Annotated in this window: 17 protein-coding genes; 10 read left to right on the top strand and 7 right to left on the bottom strand. The window is 56.4% G+C overall.

Features of this window, described 5'->3' with window-relative positions:
* The first annotated feature begins 207 nt into the window (after nt 1-207).
* Together BTJ39_RS08025 and BTJ39_RS08020 are read left to right on the top strand one after the other, a co-directional pair.
* Nucleotides 208-1,404, top strand: coding sequence for an MFS transporter (locus tag BTJ39_RS08025; protein ID WP_078002161.1), 1,197 nt, complete (start codon nt 208-210; stop codon nt 1,402-1,404).
* A 274-nt stretch (nt 1,405-1,678) separates the two neighbouring features.
* Nucleotides 1,679-2,170, top strand: a complete 492-nt coding sequence (locus tag BTJ39_RS08020; protein ID WP_078002160.1) for an RrF2 family transcriptional regulator — start codon at nt 1,679-1,681, stop codon at nt 2,168-2,170.
* Between the two features lie 214 nt (nt 2,171-2,384).
* On the opposite strand, the gene BTJ39_RS08015 is transcribed toward BTJ39_RS08020, so the two are convergent.
* Nucleotides 2,385-5,543: an efflux RND transporter permease subunit gene (locus BTJ39_RS08015; protein ID WP_078002159.1), complete on the bottom strand. Its 3,159-nt coding sequence runs from the start codon at nt 5,541-5,543 to the stop codon at nt 2,385-2,387.
* 24 nt (nt 5,544-5,567) lie between these two features.
* Nucleotides 5,568-6,716 (bottom strand): efflux RND transporter periplasmic adaptor subunit, encoded by a 1,149-nt coding sequence (locus BTJ39_RS08010; protein WP_078002158.1) that lies wholly within the window; start codon nt 6,714-6,716, stop codon nt 5,568-5,570.
* Nucleotides 6,717-7,048: 332 nt separating this feature from the next.
* Between BTJ39_RS08010 and BTJ39_RS08005 the strand changes: the two genes are divergently transcribed.
* From BTJ39_RS08005 to BTJ39_RS07980, 6 genes are all read left to right on the top strand, one after another.
* Nucleotides 7,049-7,396, top strand: a complete 348-nt coding sequence (locus tag BTJ39_RS08005) for a helix-turn-helix domain-containing protein (RefSeq protein WP_078002157.1) — start codon at nt 7,049-7,051, stop codon at nt 7,394-7,396.
* 110 nt (nt 7,397-7,506) lie between these two features.
* Entirely contained in the window at nt 7,507-8,529 is a 1,023-nt protein-coding gene (locus BTJ39_RS08000) for an AI-2E family transporter (protein ID WP_078002156.1), read from the top strand.
* A 199-nt stretch (nt 8,530-8,728) separates the two neighbouring features.
* Nucleotides 8,729-10,243 carry a methyl-accepting chemotaxis protein gene (locus tag BTJ39_RS07995; protein ID WP_078002155.1) on the top strand — a complete coding sequence of 505 codons (1,515 nt, stop codon included), beginning with the start codon at nt 8,729-8,731 and terminating at the stop codon, nt 10,241-10,243.
* 321 nt (nt 10,244-10,564) lie between these two features.
* The gene (locus BTJ39_RS07990; protein WP_078002154.1) at nt 10,565-11,794 is read left to right on the top strand and encodes an anthrax toxin-like adenylyl cyclase domain-containing protein; all 1,230 of its coding nucleotides are present in this window, start codon (nt 10,565-10,567) and stop codon (nt 11,792-11,794) included.
* Nucleotides 11,795-11,944: 150 nt separating this feature from the next.
* Nucleotides 11,945-12,415, top strand: coding sequence for a ribonuclease domain-containing protein (locus tag BTJ39_RS07985; protein ID WP_078002153.1), 471 nt, complete (start codon nt 11,945-11,947; stop codon nt 12,413-12,415).
* Nucleotides 12,412-12,684: a barstar family protein gene (locus BTJ39_RS07980; RefSeq protein WP_078002152.1), complete on the top strand. Its 273-nt coding sequence runs from the start codon at nt 12,412-12,414 to the stop codon at nt 12,682-12,684. The genes BTJ39_RS07985 and BTJ39_RS07980 overlap by 4 nt, the downstream gene beginning before the upstream one ends.
* A gap of 32 nt (nt 12,685-12,716) precedes the next feature.
* Here the strand turns inward: BTJ39_RS07980 and BTJ39_RS07975 are convergent, their stop codons facing one another.
* From BTJ39_RS07975 to BTJ39_RS07965, 3 genes are read right to left on the bottom strand one after another with little or no spacing between them, the layout of a single operon-like run.
* Nucleotides 12,717-15,104, bottom strand: a complete 2,388-nt coding sequence (locus BTJ39_RS07975; protein ID WP_078002151.1) for a virulence factor SrfC family protein — start codon at nt 15,102-15,104, stop codon at nt 12,717-12,719.
* Nucleotides 15,101-18,088, bottom strand: a complete 2,988-nt coding sequence (locus BTJ39_RS07970; protein WP_078002150.1) for a virulence factor SrfB — start codon at nt 18,086-18,088, stop codon at nt 15,101-15,103. Before BTJ39_RS07970 ends, BTJ39_RS07975 begins: the two co-directional genes overlap by 4 nt.
* A 3-nt stretch (nt 18,089-18,091) precedes the next feature.
* Nucleotides 18,092-19,660, bottom strand: coding sequence for an SrfA family protein (locus tag BTJ39_RS07965; RefSeq protein ID WP_078002149.1), 1,569 nt, complete (start codon nt 19,658-19,660; stop codon nt 18,092-18,094).
* 266 nt (nt 19,661-19,926) lie between these two features.
* Here BTJ39_RS07965 and feoA point away from each other — a divergent pair, with 266 nt between their 5' ends.
* Entirely contained in the window at nt 19,927-20,154 is a 228-nt protein-coding gene (gene feoA / locus BTJ39_RS07960; RefSeq protein ID WP_078002148.1) for a ferrous iron transporter A, read from the top strand.
* The gene (gene feoB, locus BTJ39_RS07955) at nt 20,151-22,493 is read left to right on the top strand and encodes a Fe(2+) transporter permease subunit FeoB (protein ID WP_078002147.1); all 2,343 of its coding nucleotides are present in this window, start codon (nt 20,151-20,153) and stop codon (nt 22,491-22,493) included. The genes feoA and feoB overlap by 4 nt, the downstream gene beginning before the upstream one ends.
* A gap of 5 nt (nt 22,494-22,498) precedes the next feature.
* On the opposite strand, the gene narL is transcribed toward feoB, so the two are convergent.
* Both narL and BTJ39_RS07945 read right to left on the bottom strand, forming a co-directional pair.
* Nucleotides 22,499-23,146 (bottom strand): two-component system response regulator NarL, encoded by a 648-nt coding sequence (narL, locus tag BTJ39_RS07950; protein WP_422386031.1) that lies wholly within the window; start codon nt 23,144-23,146, stop codon nt 22,499-22,501.
* Nucleotides 23,109-24,794, bottom strand: a complete 1,686-nt coding sequence (locus BTJ39_RS07945; RefSeq protein ID WP_176110259.1) for a histidine kinase — start codon at nt 24,792-24,794, stop codon at nt 23,109-23,111. Before BTJ39_RS07945 ends, narL begins: the two co-directional genes overlap by 38 nt.
* Nucleotides 24,795-24,958 lie beyond the last annotated feature (164 nt).

Here is a 24,958-nt window from a genome sequence, read left to right as displayed (position 1 = left end):
CGTAGATGAGTCGCGCAGGCGTATTGGTGACCGGTTTCCGGTTCCGCTAACGGAAATGGAAATAAACGGAAATTTTCCTGTTATGCGCCGCGACTGCGCTATGCCGACTATCCGGCGCGCCAAACGCCGGCCGGATCCCTTAGCGCGAAGGCAGTTGACTCCGCAGCGATAGCCGTGCAGCTTAATGGCGGACTAAGGGGTAACGCGATGATTTCACACCGGCCGCCCACGCGGGCGATCATATTACTCGGACTGGTGCAAATTATTGCCTGGGGCGGTTCATTTTATCTGCTGGCGGTGCTGGCGCAGCCGGTGATTAAAGAGACCGGCTGGTCGCAGGCCTGGGTTTACGGATCGCTCTCACTGGCACTGCTGATTTCCGGTTTACTGGCACCGCTAAGCGGGCGCATTATTGCCCGCGGCGGCGGGCGACGGCTGCTGGCCGGCAGCGGGATAACTATCGCGCTGGGACTGATTATTATCGCCCTCAGCCATGCGCTGTGGCTGTTTTTGCTGGCGTGGGTGATTATTGGCATCGGCATGGCGATGGGGTTGTATGATGCCCTGTTCGCGGTGCTGGGGACCCTGTACGGTACTTTTGCCCGCGGGGCGATCACCGGCATTACGCTCATTTCCGGCTTCTGCACCAGCCTGGTGTGGCCCGGTCTGGCCGCGCTTATCGCTGTGTTCGGCTGGCGTGATACCTGCCTTATCTGGGCCGGGATGCTGATAATATGCGTCTGGCCGATGTATATGTTCGCACTGCCAGGGGACGCGGGTCAGGGCCTGGTCACCCGCCGTCAGGTTAACCGCGGCAATCCCGCACTGGCGCCGCAGCTATTCTGGCTACTGTGCGCTATTTTCACTCTGGCATCGGTAATAATGACGGCTATATCCGTGCAGCTGATCGCCTTGTTGCAGTCCAGCGGCTATGCGTTGACTACGGCGCTGGCGCTGAGCGCAATCCTTGGCCCTTGTCAGGTGGCGTCGCGCATGGTGGATATGGTGTTCAGGCGCAGCCATCCCATCTGGACGACCTTCTTTTCCGTCGGCCTGGTGGCGCTGGGCTTGCTGCTGCTGACACTGGCGCCGCAGCTGGCAATGCTCAGTATGATCCTGTACGGCGCGGGCAATGGTTTACGCGCCATCGTGCGTGGAACCTTACCGCTGGCGATGGTTTCTACGCAAGATTATGCCATCGTGATGGGACGCATGGCGCGCCCGGCGCTTATTGGTCAGGCGCTGACGCCGCTGGCTACCGCCAGCGTTTATGCCACTTTCGGCGCCGGAACTACGCTATGGCTACTGGTTGCCTTGGGCAGCCTCAATCTGCTGCTGGTGGGGGCGCTAAAATGGATGCTGCCGTTGTTCAGCGATGGACGAGCGGAAAGGGCAACAAAATAACCGCAGGCGCCGAAGGGAGCTAAAAAAGCACGGATACTTACCGCGCTGCCCCGCGTTGACGCAAGGATGAGCGGATTGTGCCTTGAATCACGCAATAACGCGCATATTTTCAGCGACCTGTCACAATTAGTCACCGCACCCCGGCGATGAACTTCTAAACGTTGCCAATGTCTGATATATTGTCTGTCAACTAGTTTTTATATTTAAATGATTTTTAATGCTTTTTGTGAGCAACGGTTCCGGTCGGGAACCTTGAAAAAGCAAGGATTTCATCATGCTTGATTTACGCTTTCCTACAGCCTTACAAATGGTGCTCGGCGTGGCTATGGCGGAGCGGGAAGGTCGACGCAGTACCAGTAAAATTCTCGCCATGGGGTTGGAAGCTAATCCCAGCTTTGTGCGCAAACTGATGGTGCCGCTGACCCGTGATGGCATTATTGTTTCTACCCTTGGCCGCTGCGGAACTATTCGCCTGGGGCGATCGGCGGAAGATATCACGCTATGCGATATTTACACCTCGGTGATTGAAGATAAGCCTTTGCTGCCGCAGCGCCCGGAAGTTGAAGCGCGCTGCGTGGTTTCCGCCAATACCTGCTGGTTTTTTAAAGAACTGGCATTTGAAGCCGAACAGGCTTCAATGAAGGTGCTGAAGAGCAAAACCGTCGCCGATGCGCTGCGCGAAATTTGCGAACGTGACAGACGTAATCCGGAAGGCGCTAAGCCGATGATGTGCCGGACGCAAAAGGTAAACGAGTTCGAGCGCTAAAATAAAACCACCCCGCTGGGGTGGTTTTGCATTTGCAGCATGGAATGCTGGCTGAGTGAATCCGGGCCGCTACTATCACTTACTTCTCTACGACCACTCTCCCTTCGTAATCATCCTTACTATCGCTCTCAGAGGCGTTGTAATAAAATTGACCGGTTCAGTATACGGCAGAAGCCCGAAAAGTCTGGCGGCCTTTCGGGCTTCTGATTAACCCTTAGTGTTGCTCAATCCGTCGTTCAACAGGCACCTGATTGCGCGTCACCAGCTTACGCAGCGTGACGTAAAATACCGGCGTAAGGAACAGGCCAAACAGCGTCACGCCCAGCATGCCGGCAAACACGGTAATACCGGTGATGCTACGCACCTCTGAACCCGCGCTATGGCCGATCAGCAGGGGAACGGTGCCGGCGATAAAGGCGATTGAGGTCATCACTATCGGACGTAAACGCAGGCGACAAGCTTCCAGCGCCGCTTCCACAATGCCGCGTCCCTGCATCTCCAGCTCTCTGGCGAACTCAACGATCAGGATGGCGTTTTTACAAGCCAGCCCCATCAGCACCACCAGTCCGACCTGCACGAACACGTTATTATCGCCGCCGTTCAGCCAGACGCCGACCAGCGCCGATAGTATGGTTACCGGCACGATCAGAATTACCGCCAGTGGCAGCGTCCAGCTTTCATACAGTGCCGAAAGCACCAGAAACGCCAGCAGCACTGAAACCGGGAAGACGATCAGCGCCGCGTTACCCTGGGTAAACTGCTGGTAGCTGAGATCGGTCCATTCAATGTTCATGCCGTTAGGCAGGATCTTGCTGGCAATGGCGGAAACCTGGCTCATCGCCTGCGTTGATGACAGCACTCTTGGGTCGGCATCGCCAATCAGGTCCGCCGCCGGAAAACCGTTATAGCGGATAACCGGGTCTGGTCCGTAGGTGGTGCCGATGTGCAACATGCTGCCAATCGGCACCATATCGCCCTGCGCATTGCGGGTGCGCAGGTTGGCAATATCCTCCACGCTGTCGCGGAACGGGCCATCGGCCTGCGCGTAAACGCGCCAGGTACGGCCAAATTTATTGAAATCATTAATATAAGAAGAGCCTAGATAAGTCTGTAGGGTGCTGAAAATATCGCTAAGGGCGACGCCCTGCGCTTTAGCCTTATCACGGTCTACTTCGGCATCCAGTTGGGGAACGTTGGCCTGATATGATGAGATCGGGAACGACATGCCCGGCGTTTGCATGATGGTGCCCGCCATGGCGTTGGCGGCCTGTTGCAGTGCGCCGTAGCCCAGGCCCGCGCGATCCTGAATATAAAGAGAATAGCCGGAACCTTGCCCCAGACCCAGAATCGGCGGCGGCATGATGGAGAAAGCAAAGCCTTCCTGGATCTGCGAAATTTTCGCGTTAATTTCCGCGTTGATCTCCGCCGCGGTTCGGCTGCGTTCGCTCAGCGGCTTCAGGCCGAAGAACACCGTACCGGAGTTTGGCGTGTTGGTAAATTGCAGAGCGTTAAGGCCGGGGAAGGCGACGGCAAATTCCACGCCCTCAGTATGCATAGCCAAATCGCTCATCTTGCGAATAACCGCATCGGTGCGTTCTAAAGAGGCGCCTTCTGGCATTTTCACCCCGCCCAGCAGGTAAAGTTTATCCTGCGTCGGAATAAACCCACCCGGCACCAATTTAAACATTACCCCGGCGCCGCCAAGCAGCAGCAGATAAACCAGAAACACCAGGCCGCGATGGCGCAGCGCCCGGCCTACGCCGCCCTGATAGCGGTCGGCATTGGTGTGGAAAAAGCGGTTAAACGGACGGAACAGCCAGCCGAGCAGCGCATTGAGCACGCGAGTAGGGCGATCGGGCGGCGCATCATGAGGTTTCAGCAGTTTTGCCGCCAGCGCCGGCGATAGCGTCAGCGAGTTGATCGCCGAAATCACCGTCGAAATGGCAATGGTAACGGCGAACTGCTTGTAGAACTGACCGGTAACGCCGGACAGGAACGCCATCGGCACGAATACCGCACACAGCACCAGCGCGATGGCAATAATCGGCCCGGAGACTTCGCGCATGGCCTGATGAGCCGCCGCCAGCGGTGATAACCCTTGCTCTATATTACGCTCGACGTTTTCCACCACCACGATGGCATCATCGACGACGATGCCGATAGCCAGTACCAGGCCAAACAAACTTAGCGTGTTAAGCGTAAAGCCCAGCAGGTACAGCACGGCAAAAGTGCCCACTACCGATACCGGCACCGCCAGCAGCGGAATAATGGATGCGCGCCAGGTCTGCAGGAACAGAATAACCACCAGCACCACCAGCAGCACGGCTTCAAGCAGGGTATGGATCACCGAGGAGATGGAGTCGCGCACGAAAATGGTGGGATCGTAAGGGGCGCTCCACTGCATATCTTCAGGGAAACGGCTCGCCAGCTCAGCCATTTTGGCACGCACTGCGTTAGAGAGATCGATGGCGTTGGCGCCCGGCGCCTGGAAGATACCGATCCCCACCGAATCTTTGTTGTTTAGCTGCGAGCGCAGGGCGTAGCTATCGGCGCCCATCTCAATGCGCGCCACGTCTTTCAGCCGCACTATCTGGCCATCGCTGCCGCTTTTGAGGATGACATTGCCGAACTCTGCTTCGCTTTGCAGACGACCGCGGGCGTTGATAGACAGTAAAAAGTCGCTTTTGGTCGGCATGGGTTCTGCGCCAAGCTGGCCTGCTGAAACCTGCACGTTTTGCTCGCGGATAGCGGCAACCACATCGGAGGCCGTCAAGCCGCGTGACGCAATTTTATTGGGGTCCAGCCAGATGCGCATGGAATATTCACCGGCGCCGAAAATCTGAACCTGACCAACCCCTGGCAGGCGCGCCAGCTCATCTTTCACTTTCAGCGTGGCGTAGTTACGCAGATAGAGCGAGTCGTATTTATTATTCGGCGAAACCAGCTCAACAACCTGAGTAAGGGTTGGTGACTGTTTCTGCGTCGTGATGCCGAGGCGGCGCACATCATCCGGCAGGCGCGCTTCGGCCTGTGATACGCGGTTTTGTACCTGCACCTGAGCCTGGTCCGGGTCGGTGCCGGGACGAAAGGTCACCGTCAGCAGCAGCACGCCGTCTGACCCGGCTACTGACTTCATGTACATCATGTTTTCAACGCCGTTAATCGACTCTTCCAGCGGCGTCGCGACGGTTTCGGCGATCTCTTTCGGGTTGGCGCCGGGATACTGCGCGCGCACCTGAACGCTGGGAGGAACGACATCAGGGTATTCGCTGACCGGCAGCAGCGGAATGGCAATCAGACCGGAAACAAAAATCAGTATCGACAGTACCGCAGCAAAAATAGGGCGGTCGATAAAAAAACGCGAAAAATCCATAACTGTATCCGCAGGCTGAATGAATTAGAGAGAATCAGTGGGCATAGCAACGACATGGGCGTTAACAGGCTGGCCGGGCATCATCACTTTTTGCACGCCATCAACGATCACCCGATCGTCCGGCTTCAATCCCTGGGTGATAATGCGTAACCCGTCGGCGTTACGTCCTGCGACGATGTCACGGCGCTGAGCTTTTCCGCTGCCGTCAACGACCCAGACATAGCGGCGATCCTGATCGGTGAGAATGGCTTTATCGCTGATCAGCAGTGCGGAAAAGCTGGCCTCGCCGGGCAGCTGAACGCGCGCGTACAGGCCGGGAGTAAACATGCGGTCGTGATTATCCAGCAGGGCACGCATGCGGATAGTGCCGGTATTGGAATCGACCTGGTTGTCAGTAAAATCGACGCTGCCGCGATGGGGATAACCCTGCTCACCCGCCAGCGCAACCTGTACCGGCAGCACCTGGTGATCTTTCCCGGCGCCCTGGCCGCTGCGCGCCATGCTCTGATAGCGCAGGAAGGTTGATTCATCGACGTCAAAATAAACATAGACGCTGTCAAGTGAGACCAGGGTGGTCAGAATGCTGGCGCTGTCGCCGGCGGTGACCAGGTTGCCGGCGGTGATCATCGCGCGGCTGGCTCTGCCGGAAATAGGGGCGGTCACACGGGTGAAACTGAGATTCAGGCGCGCCATGTCCACGGCGGCCTGGGCGGCCTGCACGTTGGTTGATGCTTGCAATGCTGCTGAGCGGCGCTGTTCCCACTCTTCACGGGAAATGGCCTGGGTGCCAATCAGCTTTTCGCTGCGTGCGGATTCGCTGCGGGCCAGCGCGGCCTGACTACGGGAGGTCGCCAGCTGTGCTTCAGACTGCGCCAGCTCAGCGCGCAGAGTGCGGTCATCGATAGTGAACAGCACGTCACCCTGTTTCACTTCCTGGCCTTCAACAAAATTCACCTTATCGATATAGCCGCTGACCCGCGGGCGCAGGTCAACATGCTGCACCGCTTCGATCCGGCCGTTGAAATTATCCCACATGCTGACCTGACGCGATGTCACCTGCGCGACGCTAACGCCGGGAGCGGGTGGTGCGCTCTGCTCAGCGCCTTTCGAGTCGCACCCTGCCAGCCAGAGAGCGGCGACAAGGGGTAGCAGGTGATAGGTGTTTTTGTTCATTGTATTCCCCGTTGAAATGCCTGACGCCAAATGGCGGACGTAAAGAAAAGTGCATCCATGATAGATACAGTTTCAGGATTCTAGGGAGCGGAGAAGAAAAGTGCAAGAGCGGAGCAGCTTTAATTTCTTGATTATTCGTGCGGAATTATCCTTAGCTTATGCTGCGTAAGGGAAAAACCGACCGGTTGACTAAAAAGTATTTTTTAAACTTGCATTTCACTACGCGCTACTCTACCGTATTTAAGTGCTCTAGTTAAAGTTACTTTTTCAAAGTTTGCCCTGCCAATGACGCCTGCATCAGGGAAACAACCGGATACGAAAGGGGAAGTCTGATGAATCACCATGATTTTATTGACGATTTGGTAAAGTGGATCGACGGCCATATTGAAGGGAAAATGGACCTGGACAGCGTAGCTGAACGGGCCGGCTATTCCAAATGGCATCTGCAGCGTATGTTTAAGCAGCACACCGGTCATCCACTGGGCGAATATATTCGCGCCCGACGTCTGAAAAAGTCTGCCGAACGTCTGGCAAGAGGTGGCGAACCAATCCTTGACGTTGCCATCTCGTTTGGCTTCGATTCACAGCAGTCATTTAATCGCAGCTTCAAGCGTCAGTTTGGCCAGTCACCGGGCGCCTGGCGCCGTCAGGTAAGGGTAAATACCTGCCAGGCCAGTTAAAATAATCGCGGGTCCATTGGCCCGCGATTTTCCGCTGTACTCAAGCATCCCGCCCCGTTGTATACTTCTCCGCATTCCTTTGTTTTTGTAACTTTTCGACAGGAGTCGATATGGAAATGCGTAACACCCGGCGGCAGGATTACATCCAGTTAACCAGCTATATCCTGGTTGCTCTGGCGCTATTTCTTATTTTTCCTCTGCGGTTGTTGCCCTGTTTTCTTGCCGGTTTTATTGTCTATCAGATTATCGTCGCGTTGACGCCGTGGGTGCAGCGCCTGGTGAAAGGTCAGGCGGCGCGCTGGATAATCATTCTGACGCTGAGCATGCTGATCATCCTTGGTCTTATCACCGGCATCAGCAAAGTTATCAGCTTTTTTCTGCATGATTTTCGCAACGCCCAGGCGTTTCATGCGACGGCCAGCAAGCTGCTCAATGATGCGCAAAGCACGCTATCGCCGGTGATTGTACGCTATCTGCCTTCGGATATTGATGAGCTGCAGGCCCAGCTAATCGGCTGGCTGCGGGAACATCTGGTGGTGGTGCAGGATTTAGGCAAAACCGCCGCTCACACGGTTGCCACCATGCTAATTGGCATGCTGCTCGGCGCCATTATTTCACTGCGCACCGCACTGCGTGATGGCAAAACGACGCTGCCGCTAAAAAGGGCGCTGCTGGATCGACTCGCCATGCTGGCGACTTCGTTTCAGAACGTCGTATTCGCGCAGATCAAAGTGTCGCTGGTGAATACCATCCTTACCGGCGCGTTCCTGTTTGGCGTGCTGCCGCTGTTCGGCCTGCATTTTCCCTTTGGCAAAACCATCGTAGTACTGACGTTTCTTGCCGGTCTGTTACCGATTATTGGCAACCTGATTTCCAATACGGTTATCGTGCTGGTTGGCCTGTCTATTTCGCTGGAAGCCGCGGTGATCGCGCTTGTTTTTCTGATTCTGGTGCATAAGCTGGAATACTTTATTAACGCGCGCATCTTTGGCACGCGGATCAACGCAAAAACCTGGGAAATCCTGCTGGCAATGTTAATTTTCGAATCGGCATTCGGCCTTGCCGGGGTGGTGGCCGCGCCGCTTTACTATGCCTACCTGAAAAGCGAGCTGCGCGCCGCCGGTCTGGTGTAATCGTCCCGATTCATCGCTACATAACCCAGCCCACGCCTGTCGTAACCAGATAAGTTCGACAGGCGTTTTTTATTGATAAATACCTATGCAAAGCGGGCTGCTGACTGAATTTGTCAGGGTAAAGTTTTGTCCTACAACGTCGATAACCGATGCTGAAGGACCGGGTAATTTCACCGGGTTCATTTGCAGGGCTGGAAATATGAAACTTACCCAGTTAAAAATTGGTCAGCGTTTGGGGTTGCTGGCGGGTGTTTTGTTGCTGGCCACGCTGTTTATTGGTTTTCGCGGTCTGATGGTTAATGCCGCCGGTCTGGCGCAAAATCAGGAAATTATGACGCAGGAACGACTGATAGAACAGTCCGTTGATACTGCGCGTAATGCGCAGGTACAGTTCAAAATTCAGGTGCAGGAGTGGAAAGATACGCTGCTGCGCGGCAACGATCCCGCCGCTTTTGAAAAATACAAAGCCGCTTTTATCGCGCAAAGTGCTAAGACTCAGCGACTGCTGCAAACCCTCGGGCAGTTGCTGCCGCAAATTGGTTTGTCGGACGAGGGGGTGGCGAACATCAGGGCGCAGCACCAGCAGCTGGAGAACCGCTATCTCAGCGCACTGAAAGATTATCAGCCGCAGGACGCAACCAGCGCCATGCGCGTGGATAAGCAGGTTAAAGGTATTGACCGCTTACCCACCCGGATGATTGACGGCATAGTGGCCGCGACGTTGCAGCAGGCCAGTGTGCGTCATCAGCAAATCGCCTTACAGGTTGAACAACGCTTCCGGCAAACGCGCATGTTGCTTATTGTATCGATGCTGCTGGCTATGCTCACGGGCTGCGTCATTACCTGGTGGCTGGTGCGCAGCATTACCCGGCCGCTGGCGCAGGCGGTGAAAATTGCCCGCATCGTTGCCGCCGGCGATCTGCAAACCCAGATTCACGTTGATGGTCGCGATGAAACGGCGCAGCTGATGCTGGCGCTGCAAGGGATGAGTGATAACCTCAGGCGCATTGTGGCTGGCGTTCGTGAAGGGACCGAGCTTATGGCGACCGCCTCAGCGGAAATTGCGGTTGGCAGCCGTGACCTTTCAGAGCGCAATGAGGCGCAGGCGAGCGCGCTTGAGCAAACGGCGGCCTCAATGGAGCAGCTCACCTCAGTGGTGCGGGCTAATGCCGAAAACGCCCGTCATGCCAGCGAATTCGCCCGCGATGCCAGCCAGGTTGCTAATCAGGGCGGCGCCGCGGTGGAAAACGTCATTTCATCTATGCACGATATTCATCAGCTTTCACAGGAAATCAGCACCATCGTAAGCCTGATTGATGACATTGCCTTCCAGACTAACATTTTGGCGCTTAATGCCGCCGTCGAAGCGGCAAGGGCCGGCAGTGAAGGGCGTGGTTTTGCTGTGGTCGCGGCGGAGGTGAGGGCGCTTTCGCTGCGCTCGGCCAGCGCCGCGCACGATATCAAGACGCTGATTAACAAATCGGTGACGCGGATTGATGATGGCAACCAGCGCGTGGCGCAGGCGGGAGACGCGATTCAGACGCTGGTTAACAGCGTACAGCGCGTCAGTGAACTGGTGGAGTCGATAGCGCAGGCCAGCCAGGAGCAGAGTCGGGGAATCGATCAGGTTAACCTCGCCGTTACGCATCTACGCCATTTTTTATGGACATCTCAGGTTAGTCTTCATCAATCCGTGCCGTTTGGCTTGCGATAAAAAACAAAAGAGGAATGGTAAAAAAACAAAAAATGAAAGAGGAAATTTTATTTTTGTGATTGTTTTTTCTGAATGTATTTTTTATTAAATAGTTGAATTTTTATTTTCATAAAATTACGTTTGTTTTCGCCCTCATAAATAAAACGCTTTATTATCCCTCCTTGTTTTGCGCAGGTTTATTATTTTATGTGCGCAAGATTTAAATCTACCTCTGTTAAAATTGAGGTAAATAATAAACCAAAAAAGCACGTACTATCGATGATTAACTTATCATCAGATAATAATTTCATATTTTGATTAACTTTTTATGGCCAATACCAGATGATTAATGAATCTATAAGTGAAAGTTATTCCCGCTATCAGACGGCTGATTATTATCACCCTAAAACAGAGGAGACCAGAGCGCGACCGGAGGTTGATGATGCTATAAAAAGCACAGGCGTTTTGCCAGAGCATCTGCAACCTTTACAGGAGGTTGCCAGACAGCACAACTGTATTATTGGCATCCGTCCGGTAGATCAACATGCCGCTGAACTAATCAGAGCCGGACACCCAACCAAAGGGCTAAATATCAAAGGGAAAAGCGCCTCATGGGGCGTGCAGGCCGGATTTATCTGCGTCGACCAGCGACTCAGTAAGCTTGTAGGTGCTAAAGACGAAATCATTAATGAATATAATGAAAAAATAAATGAATGTATAAAAAAAGGGCATGCAACTGCTATGGATCTTACGCTCTCTAAGCAGTATCTGGATAATCTCCTGCAAAAGAATAAAATTGATCATTTCTCAGCTGATGATGGCAGCGGAACGCGTCAGATAATAGCAACGGCGCCTAATGATGAACGCTATACTTTTGAAGCAAAAAAGCTGAGCGGAGAAGGAGATGAGCTCTATACAATATCTTTTCAAGACTCGCCGGTTAGCGTGCTGGGCCCTGATGAAAAGAAGGTGGCTCCTGGTGAGAGGATATTGGCTTTTACCGCAGACTATGACTTGTTAATGGTATCACCCCATATTTCTGATTTGAGCCCGCTGGACAATATTCCAGTTAATCCTGTTTCATATAGACAATTCAGCGCCAGGTACGAAAAAATTATCGATCCCAATCATCCTCTTCAGCAGTATTTAAACAGCAGCGATGACTTTTACAAAGGGCTGGACCCTGAGATGGGTAATGCATCGCAGCGCGTCAGGAATTTGATACCCATGATTAATAGGGCGTTGGTAGGTCATGGCGAAAATGTGGTACATCACGGTAGCGATACTGAAAATCCGGCAACCGATGAGTCAAGCAATTACCCGGCGCTTTTCGCGTTGCCTGTCAAGCTGGGTCGGTTTGATGAATTATGTGTCATTGAAAACCAGCAACAGCTGATTGAACTAATTACTGAAGCAAAAAGGCATGGTTACCATGTCAACATCAATCCAGAGTGGGATAATGCGCTGACTTCCGTTCGCAGTCCTGCGTTTGAAGAGGCCAAAAAGCATCTGGACTCGCATTTGCCGCTTATGCAACTTCGCCAAGTACGGTCGACAGCAGATCTGACTTAGGCTACTGGTTTTTGCAAAAGCTAGATGATTAATGCTTAGTTATGTATGGGCGTATCATAATCACCCTTGATGCGCCCACTGTGCTACCCTGCTAACCGCTGCTGGTGAGTAGCACGGCAAAACAATAAACCTGAGTAAAGTGAACCACAGATGAGTAAGCGATTAATTATTGCCACGCTGCTGGTGGCGGTGGCGGCAATCTATGGTCTGCGCCAGCCGCACAGCGGCCATCGTTCCCCTACGCAGAGCAGTCAGCAGCAGACGACCAGGACCACCGCTGACGATATTGGCCGGCAAACCCGCCAGCAGGCGGTGGTGAGCTATCTGCAACAGCATCAGCGCCTGCCGGACTTTTATCTCACCAAAAGCCAGGCACGCCGTCAGGGCTGGCAGCCAGCCGAGGGTAATCTGTGTCAGGTCTTGCCGGGCAGGGCCATCGGCGGCGACCGCTTTGGCAATCGTGAAAAGCGGCTGCCGGAGCAGGCGGGGCGCCAGTGGTTTGAGGCGGATATTAACTATCATTGTGGCCGGCGGGGTCGCGACCGTTTGCTCTATTCCAGCGATGGTCTGATATTCGTTAGCAACGACCATTATCAACACTTTCAGCAGGTGGGTGGATGATACAGCATCTGAGTCTCGACTTTCGTCATATTGCCGGCATGGCGGACTTTTATCGCCAGTTTGCTGCGCTGCTGGCGCTGGATGGTGGCTTCGGCGCTAATCTTGATGCCTTATGGGATGCCATTACCGCAGAGATTGCGCTGCCGCTGCATTTAACGCTGCGCCACCTTCAGCAGCACGCCGACCCACAGCAGTTCAATGCGCTGATCGATGTGTTAAGGGACGCTGAAAAAGAAACAGCCGGCGCATTCCGGCTGCTAATTGAGTGACGGCGTCACTTTAATTTGTTCTCAGCCAGACCTCAGGCGATCACCCTGGCGGCGATTAACGTCAGCATCTGACGCGCTGCGCTGCTAATATTTTGCGATGCCGAGTAGCCCGCGTTTTGCACGATCAGCGTGTTCAGCGCCACCAGCCAGTCGTAAATATAATAGGCTGCGGTATTCAGCGGCCGGGCTGACAGCCGCGTCAGGCGCTGACCGGGGCCGAGCGTTGCGTTGCTGGCGTCGGGGCGGGCAAAAATTTTCTGGCCGCGATGAATGCGACTGTCAGGCTTCTGCTCATCGGGCAGTGACTGGAATCCCAGCCAGGCGATGTAATCTCCCAGCACGCTGAGCGCCCGCGAAACCTGACGCTCGGCAATCTGCTCGGCAGGTAATCCGCCGAGCGACGCATCGCTGAGCGCTGACAGCAGCGCACTTTCAATTTCCAGCCGGATGCTGCCGGTGATCAGCTCTTCGGTCAGCATCTCCAGAGTAGGCTTGGTGACGCCCAGCAGTTCTTTTAGCGAGGCGTTATCGGGAACCTGCCGTAGCTGATTAATCCAGTAGCGATACACCTGATGGGCAAAGGCGGCGCTTTCACTTTCTACCGCTTCATGACCATCATCAGCATCAAAAGCTGCGGGCTGGTCGCTGAGCAAATCGATAGTGACGCCAATGCTGAATGGGTCGTCATTCGGCAGGGCATAAAGCTCATGATGACCGCTTTCATTTCCCTGATACTGCTGCATAAATAAATGTCGTAACGTATCGCGCTCGGGCAGCAAGCGTTCCAGCAGCTCGCCATGGACGCCGGTGCGTACCTGTAGCGCTTTCAGCAGCGATTCGGCAATGCGCTGCTTTACCGACGGATCTGCCGCGCTGTCCTGCTGCAGCCAGGGGCCGAGCAGGTTATCATGTAGCTCCCGGCGCAGCTCCTGATACTGTTCGCTCAGCCGCGCCAGCTTGGTTTCCCGTTTTACCTCGTTAGTCAGCCAGGTCGCCATGCGCAGCACGCCTTTATCATCCATCATCAGCATGGTGCCCCAGCTGTCGCCTGGCTGGCCGACGAAACGCTGCACGGCGGCATCGAAATTCTCGCCGGTAGTGACGCGGTGATCGTAAGGGGTTAGCGCCCAGATCAGGCCCGGCTTGCGCCGACCGCGCTCCTCACTATCTTCTCCTTGAGTCTGCCGGACCCAAAAATCCAGCAGTTCTCCCGGGGTGCGCGTATCGTTGCGCGCTGCGCTGGCCGTACACACCAGCAGCCAGTGGATTTGTTGCTCTTCACTGGCAAGGCTGAGCAGCAGTCCGCGTTTAGCCTGAATAACTTCCAGCGCCAGAGGATTCGCCTGGCTGTTGCTGTCATCACGCGCGCCGGGGGCGGGAAGGTCCAGCACGTCGACCTGTTCAAACAGTGCCTCGCGCGGGGCGGCGTAAAGCGAAAATACGATTTCACGACCAATGAGCGCCAGCTCTGAAAGTGACAGCGTAACCGGTTTAAGTAGCCGCCCCTGATGGCGCGGGCACACCTGCAGGGTGATGTCCGCCGGCGTATTAAAATCCTGTAACGCGCTGGTGTTGAGCAAACTGTAGGTTGCGTCATCAATGGTACCAAGGGGCGCGGCGACATGGCGTGCGCTGCCGAGATGGTGCAGTACGTGTGCCAGCTGCCGGTAGAGCGCCGTCAGCTCGCGATCTTCATCCCACAGCAGGGAAAACAGCCGCGCGCGATCGTCTACGCCTAACAGCGGAGCAAGATCCATTGCCAGCGGCCAGAAATGGCTGTTCAGTGCCTTTTGCCCCGGACGGGCAACGCGATTGTAGCGATCCCACAGGGCAACCATATCGTCCGGCGTAATGCCCGCAACCGCTTCGCTTTGCCGGTACAGCAGCAGGTTTTTCATTCGTTCAGCCAGAAGCTGCTCGTCGGCCGGCTGCGGCTGATGTAAACGCTGATGCCAGACCGTGGCCAGCATGCTGGCGATCTCGGTTTCACTCAGCAGGGTAAGCTGAACCGGCCACTGAGCGTCGCCGCGCAGCGGCTGGCGCGTAAAGCGCTGCGCCAGGGTTGCGCTTTGCTGCCAGGGATTGAGCTGCTGGGCGTAATCAAGGGGGTGGCCGCCGAGGTCGATCGCCAGCCGGCCGTTATCGCCGCTCAGCAGTGAGCCGGCCAGATACTCTTTTCCGGTTTGCGCCAGACCGAAAAAACCGATAGCGCACTCCTGCTGGCTGGCGTTGGCATAGCGCCTGGCCTGATTATTCAGGCGGCGTAGCTTAACCGTCAGCCGATCGGCTTCCATTTCAAGACGCGGCGCCTGTTCACGCTGGCTGCTGACCCAGGTCAGCGCATCATCCAGCGCCGAGGCGGCCTGGTCGAGTTTGCGCCCCAGCTGGGTCGCAAGTTGTTTGCTGGTTACGGGTTTCATTTTTTGTAGACGCTCCCGCTGTCAATCCAGTAATGGGCAATGCCCGTGCTGCTGGCGGTCAGCGTATTGAGCCGCAGTCGCAGGTGCTCCAGCGGCACCCGGGTGCCATCCTCCAGCAGCGCATCGGCAATTTCAAAGCGCTCCGGTCCGAATTCCTGCGGGGTTTTACTCACGGCCAGGCGTACGCGCAGCTCACTGTCACCGGCGATTTTGCGCGCCAGTAGCGGGTCGCCGATGGTCAGCGTGTACAGCGGCGATGCGGGCCAGCGGTCATTATCCAGCTGGCGGAAGCCAAGGCACAGGTTGCCACGCACCTGAAAGCGCGCTTTCGCATCAAGGGCGTACTTCGCGTCATCAAGGTCGATATCGCTATACCAAAGATTGTCATCGGTCATGACCTGATTTTCATCCAGCATGCCGAGATAGCGAATGGTCGAATAGGGCTGAAAGTCGCCCGCCTTAAACCAGAAGTTACCCAGGCGCAGGTCAAGTGATAGCAGGCAGAGCATCGCGCCTACCGCCGCCGTTGATTTTGGATTTTCAATACGCCCGTCTTTATTAAAGGGATACCAGTCGCTGGTGTGATAGCCGTCCAGCGACAGGATGCGACTCACCGGTAGCGGCTGCAGATGGCGGAACAACGCCTGAATGCCGGGAAAGCGCGACGGGCGCCCGGTCAGCAGTAATATATCGCAGTCGTAAACCGCCACCACTTCCGCCATCGCGCGCAGGCTTTGGGTGATGTTCATTCGCGGGGAAACAAACTCGGCGTGAAGCTTGCTAAGTCGCATAATCAGCGGCACCTGCAGAATATCGAAGGCTGCCGCGTCGGGGGGCAGTTCGCGCTGGATTTCCCGGTTGATGTAATCGTGCAGTCTGGACGTGGGCTGCTGCTGCAACAGCTCACCAAATGGCGCATCAACTTCAGCGGTGAGGTCAAGCGGATCGTAACGTTCATAAGCTTCGAGGATCGCCTGGCCCAGCGGAATAAAAATTTGCAGCGTCACCTGCTGGCGCAGCGTTGAGTGGCCATCAAGCCGGCCTTCTGAGCCGAACAGGCGGGTCATCACCGCTTCCGGGTTGATCATGCCGGCTTGTTTAAAGGCGTGCTGCAGACAGGGCAGCACGTAGAGCTGAATAACATCGAGCAGGATATCATCGCCAGCCATTTTAAAGCCTTCGCGAAACAGCAGGCGCGGCATGATTTTTACATTATTCCCCTGGCCGTCGTCCAGCCGGTACTGGGTAATCGCCAGGTCGGTCGTCCCGCCGCCAATGTCGATCATGGCGATACGCAGGGTTTTACCCAGCGGTTCATCCGCCTCACGCTGGCGATCGGGGCGCGCCATGCTGGCGAAAAACGCCTCGGCGCGGCCGCCGAAATTAACCTGGGTTTCATTATAGAGATACACCATCTGCCCGCAGGTGGCTTCATCCCACTCCATCTGCACATCCGGCACCGGCACCCGACTAAGGGCCAGGTCCGCTGCGCTGCTAAATGACGCGTCCTGTGGATGCCAGCCGAGCGCTTTCCACACCAGGCCGATGGCCTCTTGCATGCGGCGACGGAAAATTTCACGCTCCGGCTTGGGCATGGCCGACGGCAGCGTCAAAATAATATGGCGCAGCTGGCGGGGAGCGCCGCTGCGCAGCATGCGATAGCGCTGGGCCACACTGTTCATTTGCATCAGCGCCTGACTGAGCAACTCGCTGAGCATCTGGCTCATAATGGCGCTGCGGCTGTAGGTTGGATTAAATACCGGCAGGCGCTCTTCTGGCGGCTGGCGGAACAGCGGCTGTCCTTCATCATCAATCAGCCAGGTGAACGGGGCGGCGATCGCCAGCGGTTCCTGGCCGCTTACGCCGTTTTTCTGGCTGAAGCGCCAGCCGGAAACCCAGGGGTCTTCATCCCACAGATAGCGTCGGGGGCTGGAAATGCCGGTCGTGCCATCGGTGCCGAGACGCTGTAGCGCCATGTGGCTCGCTTCCCGTCCTACGCGCACCATTGAAGGCCAGAGAAAGGCGCCTTCGCGTCCGCTCTCCAGTGAAAAGTTGGCTTTACCAAAGCTGGCTTCGCAGAACTCCACCCGGCTTTCAAACAGCTCATTGTATTCCTGGGCCGGTTCACTAAGATTACGCAAATGCAGCTCGTAACTATGCTTCAGTCCCTGATGATCTTCAGGATGGTCCTCGACCATGATGCCGCAGGTGTGCGAGTTGCCGACGTCGAGGATCAAATCGACATCAACTGCCGGTTCCTGCAATGACGCCGCGTTGATTCTTATCTCCGGCAGCCTCAGCTCGTTGCCGATAAGATGCAGTAAATTAAGGTAGTGGGCCTGATATTCAAATTCGCGCAGGGCGGCATTGACGTTAACAACCGCACGGCTCTCTCTGGTGTCCGCCTGCTCACTGAAGACTTCGCGCAGCCAGCCATCGACCCAAGTATGGTCGAGAAAATCAATCAGCTCGTCGCTGCGCCAGGCGAGGGCAAAGGCTGTACCGTTGGTGACATCGCTTTCGCTCAGCGCCAGCCCTTCATATTCGTGGCCCTGAGGATAAACCCGGGTGTCAAATGCCAGGCAAAGCCGGTGGGTATAGCCGCTGGCATCCGGTTCGTCGAGGGCGACCAGCATCATGCGCGCCCAGTTATCCGGCCCGCCGACAAAAGTACGCGGCGGATTGAAGCGCAGCCAGGGCATCGGCAGCCATACGCCGTTTAGCAGTTGCAAAGACTGCTGCAGCGGGTAGCTGTATTCCGGTTTAACCATCTCGGCGGCCTGGGTGTCCGACTGCGGCAGCAGATAGCGGCCGTTATCCGGATTATGTTGCAGACGCAGCAGCGGGCCGTTAGTGGTTTTACGCACAAATTTGCCTTCCGGGTCGAGGGCCCGGCCGGGCAGCAGGCCAAAGTCGAGAAACTGGATCCCGCTGTCCTGGATTAGCGTCAGGTTAGCTTTATAATCGCTGAGAGTGGCGAGCATCAATTATTTCCCTTCGCGCTTCATAGTAATTGGGTAGGCGGTATTTTCATCATAGCGTGCGCTGCACTGTGCCGGTCCCGTGGCGCCCTGAGTACAGGTTAACTCCGGTATCGCATAGCGAGCGCCATCGCTGCATTTTGCTTTGGTGCGGGAGTTGATCACCAGATTGCCGGATTTCATCAGACCGGCAAATACCTCAACCCGACAGCTGGTTCCATCGCCCTGTAGCAGTCTGGCAATGCCCTTACCGTTGGTTAACTGATAACGCAGGCTCGGCGGTTTGCCGGTAATCGGCGTTTTGATATCCAGGATCGCGCGCCAGCTGCCGTTAAGAAACCTGGTCGAGCCGAGGCGTACGGCGTTTTCCGGTAATACCAGGTCGTCTTTTGCGACCGGAACCGGCGTGGCGGGTGGCTGCTGCTCGCCGGGCGCTGGCTCTGTTGGTGTGCTGGTCGCCGGCGGGTTTGCTGCTGGTGCTGGCTGACTTCCTTGCGCTACGCTGGCGGCGTTAAGCGGCAACGGCGGCGTTGTTTGCGCCGCGGGGGGCTGCGCGGCGACGTCGCTGGTTGCAGGCTGCGGCGGCTGAGGTTTTGGCGCCTCAGTTTTCGGCGCGACGGGCGCGGGAGCCTGGCTGGCTGTGGGCGTGGCTTTCTCGGTCGACATGCAGCCGCGCAGCTGGAAGCCGAGCAGGGCGACCAGCGCCACGCCCGGTAATACCCAGCCATAGCGGCGCAAGCTGGCGCCCGGGGTGGCTTTGGCAACGGATGGCGCGGCGAAGGGCGGCTGCGGCTGGGAAGCGGGTTGTGACGGTGTCACTATGGCGGCGGCAGGTTTTGTCGGCATCGGACGCTGATAAACCGCGGCGGGTTCGTCATCGGCGGGAATATCAGCCGCCGGCGGCGGCGCAACGACCGGCGCAGGCGTCGGCGCTGAAACTGGCGCTGAAGCTGGCGTTTGTGGCTGAGCGACAGGCTCATTCTGCGGCGCGGTCTCGAGCAGCGGCGCCGTCGGCGCCGTAAAGCTTTTTGCCGTAACGGCAGGAGCGGCCTGCGGCGCAGGTTCCTTAGCCAGCGAAGCCGGAGGGGCGTCACGGGCGCTGCTGCGTAGCAGGTCGAGACCTTCAGCCGATTTTTTATTTAAGGCGTTGAAGCCCCAGAAGGCGATCACCGGCTTGCCGCCCACCAGAAACACGCAGTTCTGATCGGGAAACTGCAGCGCCTTTGACAGCAGGGCGCCAAAGAGCTTCTGCCCCGGCTTGCCAGCAGCCAGCGCGGCATTACTCATCTCACGTAGTGCCGTTTCGCTCTGCTCAAGCTTGCCGAGTGCCTGGGCGCGAACGCTCTCGCTGGCGCTGTTCCAGGCAATCACTTTTCCGCTGAAGGGCGCATACCAGTCGAGCCGGTTGCCCGCTTCATTGGGCTGAGGGATGGCAAACAAATCGGCCAGCGCCTGCTGTTGGCGCAGGCGCAGGGTTTCACGTATTTGCAGCGCGGAGTGCCAGACAGGCTGTCCGTTTTCTCCCAGCGCCAGTACCGAGTCCAGATTTCCGCTGCGTAAAAATGTATTAGCCACGCAAAAAAGACCTTTTAATTAGATGCCATCAGGCGAAAACAGAATGTGTTGCAGAATACCAGATACTTACAGATTTTTTCCGTTATTCAAACGCGGAAATAAAGGCTCAAAAATAGTCTTCATTAGCCAATGAAAAGAATAGCAAATTTAGCTTTAGTCGTGCTAAATCCGCCAGCAAATCGCCTGGCTTTGATTAAAATCAATAATGAGAATTATTATCATAACTACTCTTTTGCCTGATTTCCTATCACGTTCAGGACAAGATAATGCACTTTCATCCCAGACAGGTCTTTTCGATTGTTGGTTTCTCGCCGGAGATATCGCCAGCATGGCGGCAAAAGCTACTGTCATTTGGTTTGTTGCCTGGCAGCAATTTTGAAATCGTCCGCATCGCGCCGCTAGGCGACCCCGTGGAAATCCGCACCTGTCGCAGCAGCCTGATGCTGCGTAAGAAAGACATGATTCATCTTGAGTTACGGGAAGTAACCCTATGAACAACGTCACTATTGCACTGATCGGCAACCCCAATGCGGGGAAAACCACCTTATTTAATCAACTCACCGGCGCGCGTCAGCGAGTCGGCAACTGGGCGGGCGTCACCGTTGAACGTAAACAGGGCCATTTCACCACCGCTGCTGCGGATGTGACCCTGGTGGATCTGCCCGGCACGCTCTCGTTAACCACGCTGTCGCACCACGGCTCGCTGGATGAGCAGATCGCCTGCCAGTATCTGCTGAGCGGCGATGCCGATCTGATTATTAACGTTGTCGATGCCTCCTGCCTTGAGCGCAGCCTTGGCTTGACCTTTGAGCTGCTGGCCCTTGGCGTACCCTGCATTGTGGCGCTGAATATGCTGGACATGGCGCAAAGCCAGCAGATTGAAATTGATACCACCGCGCTGGCCGCATCCCTTGGCTGCCCGGTGATCCCGCTGGTCAGTACCCGAGGCGAAGGCATTGAATTGCTTAAAGCGCAGATCGATCGCCCCTGTGACATTCCCCCTTTGCCGGTATTACCTTATCCGGCGGCCTTGCTGCAGGCGTTCGCCACGCTGACGCACGCGATGCCGGAAACGCTGAGCGATCGTCATAAACTCTGGCTGGCGCAGCAGTTGCTGAATGGCGATATCGTCAGCCGAAAACAGGCGGGTGAGGCGAGTGCGCTGGTTGCCGATGCGCTGGCTACGGTAAAAAAAAGTAGCGGCAGTGATGCCAGTATGCTGATGGCCGCTGCGCGCTATCAGATGATAAACCAGCTTTGCCAGCAGGTAACCACCGCCAGCCGGGCGCAGCTCAACCGGTTAACCCTGGCGCTGGACCGCATCGTGCTCAACCGCTGGCTGGGCTTACCGATCTTTTTACTGATAATGTACCTGATGTTTTTGCTGTCGATTAACCTCGGCGGCGCGCTGCAGCCGCTGTTTGAGTTAAGTTCCGCAGCGGTATTTATCGACGGGGTGCGCTGGCTGGGCGCCGATCTGCATTTCCCCGCGTGGCTGAGCATCTTCCTGGCGCAGGGGGTTGGGGGTGGCATCAATACCGTTTTGCCGCTGGTGCCGCAGATTGGCCTGATGTATCTGTTTCTGTCGTTTCTGGAAGACTCCGGTTATATGGCGCGCGCGGCGTTTGTGATGGATCGGTTGATGCAGATGCTTGGGCTGCCGGGAAAATCCTTTGTCCCGCTGATCGTGGGCTTTGGCTGCAACGTGCCGGCGATTATGGGGGCCAGAACCCTTGATGCGCCTCGCGACCGCCAGATGACCGTTATGATGGCGCCTTTTATGTCCTGCGGCGCCAGGCTGGCGATTTTTGCCGTGTTTGCCGCGACCTTTTTTGGTCAGCACGGTGCCAGCATTGTATTTTCGCTCTACGTGCTTGGGATACTGGCGGCGATTGCGACGGGATTGATCCTCAAATATACCCTGATGCGCGGTGAGGCGACGCCGTTCATTATGGATCTGCCGCTTTACCACGTACCGCATATTAAAAGCCTGCTGCTGCAAACCTGGCTGCGGCTGAAAGGGTTTACCCTGCGTGCCGGTAAAGTCATTGTACTGGCCAGCATGTTGATTGGCGGGCTGAGCAGCTTTGCTTTTAACGGCAGCGTGGTGAGCAAGATTGATAACTCGGCGCTGGCGGAGGTCAGTAAAACGCTGACGCCGGCGCTGGCGCCGATCGGCGTGCGAAGCGACAACTGGCAGGCGACGGTCGGCTTGATAACCGGCGCCATGGCTAAAGAAGTGGTGGTGGGTACGCTTAATACCCTTTATACCGCCGAAGCCATTCAGCAGCAGCCGTTCGATCCCGCCGCTTTCAGCCTGAGCAGCGAGCTTAAAAACGCGGTGGTTCAGACCTGGCAGGCGATTAAAGGCACCTTTTCGCTCAGCGTATTAGCCAACCCGGTCGAAGCCAGTAAAGGGGATGGCGACATGGACAGCGGTGCGTCTGGCACCATGAGTAAAAAGTTTGGCAGCGAGCAATCTGCTTACAGCTATCTGATTTTCGTGCTGCTGTACGTGCCCTGCGCGTCGGTGATGGGCGCGATTACGCGGGAGTCCGGGGTTCGCTGGATGCTGTTTGCCATGGGATGGGGGTTGAATCTGGCCTGGTCGCTGGCGACGCTTTATTATCAGACGGTGACCTTCAGTCAGCATCCTGCCAGCAGCGGATTATGGCTGCTGCTGGTGACCGGAATCAACGCGCTGTTTATCTGCGGCTTACGCTGGCTGAGCCAGCGTAAAGGGGGCGTGGACTTCATCAGTACCAGCCGCCCGGCGGCAGGCTGTACGTCAGGCGGCTGCGCGGGCTGTTCAGGAAACAAAGCCTGTCACTAAAGGCGCTATGGCTTTTGCTGCAGCAGCCAGACGGCGGCTTCGGTTCGTGAACGCAGTCCGAGCTTTTGCAGCAGATGCTTAACGTGTACTTTGACGGTGCTTTCACTGATATCCAGCTCGCGCGCGATCAGCTTATTACTCAGCCCGCGCGCCAGCTGGCGAAGTATTTCCTCTTCACGCGGTGTAAGGGCGCAGGCCGCAAGGCTGGCTGGCACCTGCGGCGTACGAAGCTGCTCAGCCAGCAATGGCACCAGATTTTCACTGAGCACCATCTCACCGGCGGCCGCCTGATGCAGGGCAGCCAGCAGCGCTTCCGGCTCCATATCCTTGAGCAAATAGCCATCGGCGCCCTGTTGCAGAGCGGCGATTACGTCCTGGCGCAGATCCGAAACGGTGAACATCACCACCCGACCGGAAAGCGGCTGCTGGCGCAGCGCGCGCAGCGTGGCCAGGCCATCGTAATCGGGCATATTCATATCCAGCAGGATCAGGTCCGGATCGTGCTCGCGCGCCAGCGTCACGCCATCGGGGCCGTTTCCGGCCTCGGCAATGACTTTTAGCATGGGATCAAGGCTCACCAGCTGGCAAATTCCCCGACGCAGCATGGGATGATCATCAATCAGTAAAAGCGTTGCTGGCGTCATAGTTATCACCATCGGTAGTTATTAAAGGGAAGCTGACGTCGATGCGGGTGCCGCTGCCGGGAACAGTATGCAGGCTGAACTGCCCGTTTAGCGCCTGAGCGCGACCGTGCATAATAGCCAGGCCGTAATGCTGACTGGCGACGCTGTCGGCGACAAAACCCCGGCCGTTGTCTCTGATTCGCAGGCAAACCTGATTAGCACTGCATTTAACGGTAATTTTAACCTTGCTGGCTGAAGCATGGCGCGCAACGTTGTTTAAGGCTTCACGCACGATATTAGTAACGTGCAGCGCCTGCGACGGGGTAAATGCGGCGCCGGCGGCCTGCCAGTCCAGTTCGGGCCGGTAACCAAGCCGGGCAGTGAATTCCTCACAGGTTTCCGCCAGCGCCGGCAGCAGCCCCGGCTGTGAGAGCTGTACGCGAAAAGTGGTCAGCAATTCGCGCAGCTGTTGCCATGAGCGATTAAGCTGCTGGCGCATCTGCGCGAGCAGCTCAACGGTATGCGGATCTTTCAGCCCCGGCTGCATCTGCACGTAGCCCAGCTGCATTTTAAGGCAGCTCAGCGACTGGGCGATGGAATCATGCAGCTCGCGGGCGATAATGGCGCGCTCTTCCATCAGCGCTACCTGCTGACGGTAATCCTGCTGGCTGGTGACCGTCTGCGTATTGGCAATCATCTCGCACAGCGTCACAATCAGCTGCTGCTGGTCCGCCGTCAGCTGGATTGAAGAGGGCAGCCGCGCATTAAGGTAGCCCCGCTCCGGTTGGGCCGGGCGCAGCGGCCAGTAAAGCTGATGCTCCCCAGCATCGGCGGCCGGCAGCGGGCCGGCATTCAGGGTGGGAGACATCAGCGGCGTAACGAAGGTCAGCAGCGTCAGTACCCCGTCAATGCGCTCGTTGAGCGGTTGGTTGCCCTGCAGGCGCTGGCTGGCTTCAAACAAGAAGCGCAGCTCATCGTGCTTTTGCGCCAGGGTGGCGGTTTTTTCCAGAACGCGCTGTTCCAGCAAGCCGTAGCTCTGGGAAAGCGCGCCGGTCATTTGGTTCAGCGCCAACGCAAGCTGCGCCATTTCGTCACTGCCCTTAACCGCTACGCGCGGCGTAAAATCGCTCAGGCTGATTTTATCTGCCTGATTCATCAGCGCCCGCCAGGGAAGCAGCACCCGCTTACGCAGCCAGGCACGCATCAGCAGCAGCTCGGCAATCAGCACGATGACCAGCAAAAAGTGCATGCGGGCGATCTGTTCCAGACGTCGGGTTGTGCGATTATCCAGAGTCTGCACCAGCTTATTGATGTTGTCGACGAAGGCCGCTACTTGCGTTTTGACCATTTCACGGTTTTGCGCCGTGCGCAGCGACGGCTCTATGATCTGCAGCCACTGCTGCTGTAGCGCCTGCAGAGACGGCTTCAGCCCGGCGTTATCAGCAGCGCTTTTAATTTCCGGCTGCCAGAGTAGATGTCTGATGCGCGCAAACACCGCCTGGTCTTCCTCCTTAACCGGCACTTCCGCTAACAGACGATAGCTGAGCATGCGCAGTGAGCCTGCGTTATTTATCACGTGGGCATTGCCATCGACGCTGCGCGTCAGCCAGGCGGAAAGCAGCACGCCGCCGAGGCAGGTCAGGGCAATAAGCAGGATCAGACTGCTGAGCTGGGTCATTAGTGACAGCCTGGCGCTTACCAGTGCATTTATGCGCCAGAATGGCAATACCCCTTTGGGAGTAACCCTTAATATCCGGAAAGCGAAATTTTGTATCTTTCTTAAGTAACTCATTGTTTATAAATCCATTTTTAATGGATAAATCGATATTTTTGGTCAGGGTG

Origin of the sequence: Izhakiella australiensis, from assembly GCF_002006995.1 — a bacterium.
Lineage (GTDB): Bacteria > Pseudomonadota > Gammaproteobacteria > Enterobacterales > Enterobacteriaceae > Izhakiella > Izhakiella australiensis.
This window is presented reverse-complemented; position numbering and strand designations above follow the sequence as displayed.

Coding starts and splice junctions, on each gene's coding strand:
- BTJ39_RS08025 (WP_078002161.1), top strand. CDS start 208: ATGATTTCACACCGGCCGCCCACGCGGGCGATCATATTACTCGGACTG.
- feoB (WP_078002147.1), top strand. CDS start 20,151: ATGAACAACGTCACTATTGCACTGATCGGCAACCCCAATGCGGGGAAA.
- BTJ39_RS08010 (WP_078002158.1), bottom strand. CDS start 6,716: ATGAACAAAAACACCTATCACCTGCTACCCCTTGTCGCCGCTCTCTGG.
- BTJ39_RS07975 (WP_078002151.1), bottom strand. CDS start 15,104: ATGAAACCCGTAACCAGCAAACAACTTGCGACCCAGCTGGGGCGCAAA.
- BTJ39_RS08005 (WP_078002157.1), top strand. CDS start 7,049: ATGAATCACCATGATTTTATTGACGATTTGGTAAAGTGGATCGACGGC.
- BTJ39_RS07980 (WP_078002152.1), top strand. CDS start 12,412: ATGATACAGCATCTGAGTCTCGACTTTCGTCATATTGCCGGCATGGCG.
- BTJ39_RS07985 (WP_078002153.1), top strand. CDS start 11,945: ATGAGTAAGCGATTAATTATTGCCACGCTGCTGGTGGCGGTGGCGGCA.
- BTJ39_RS08000 (WP_078002156.1), top strand. CDS start 7,507: ATGGAAATGCGTAACACCCGGCGGCAGGATTACATCCAGTTAACCAGC.
- BTJ39_RS08015 (WP_078002159.1), bottom strand. CDS start 5,543: ATGGATTTTTCGCGTTTTTTTATCGACCGCCCTATTTTTGCTGCGGTA.
- BTJ39_RS07990 (WP_078002154.1), top strand. CDS start 10,565: ATGATTAATGAATCTATAAGTGAAAGTTATTCCCGCTATCAGACGGCT.
- BTJ39_RS07970 (WP_078002150.1), bottom strand. CDS start 18,088: ATGCTCGCCACTCTCAGCGATTATAAAGCTAACCTGACGCTAATCCAG.
- feoA (WP_078002148.1), top strand. CDS start 19,927: ATGCACTTTCATCCCAGACAGGTCTTTTCGATTGTTGGTTTCTCGCCG.
- BTJ39_RS08020 (WP_078002160.1), top strand. CDS start 1,679: ATGCTTGATTTACGCTTTCCTACAGCCTTACAAATGGTGCTCGGCGTG.
- BTJ39_RS07995 (WP_078002155.1), top strand. CDS start 8,729: ATGAAACTTACCCAGTTAAAAATTGGTCAGCGTTTGGGGTTGCTGGCG.
- BTJ39_RS07945 (WP_176110259.1), bottom strand. CDS start 24,794: ATGACCCAGCTCAGCAGTCTGATCCTGCTTATTGCCCTGACCTGCCTC.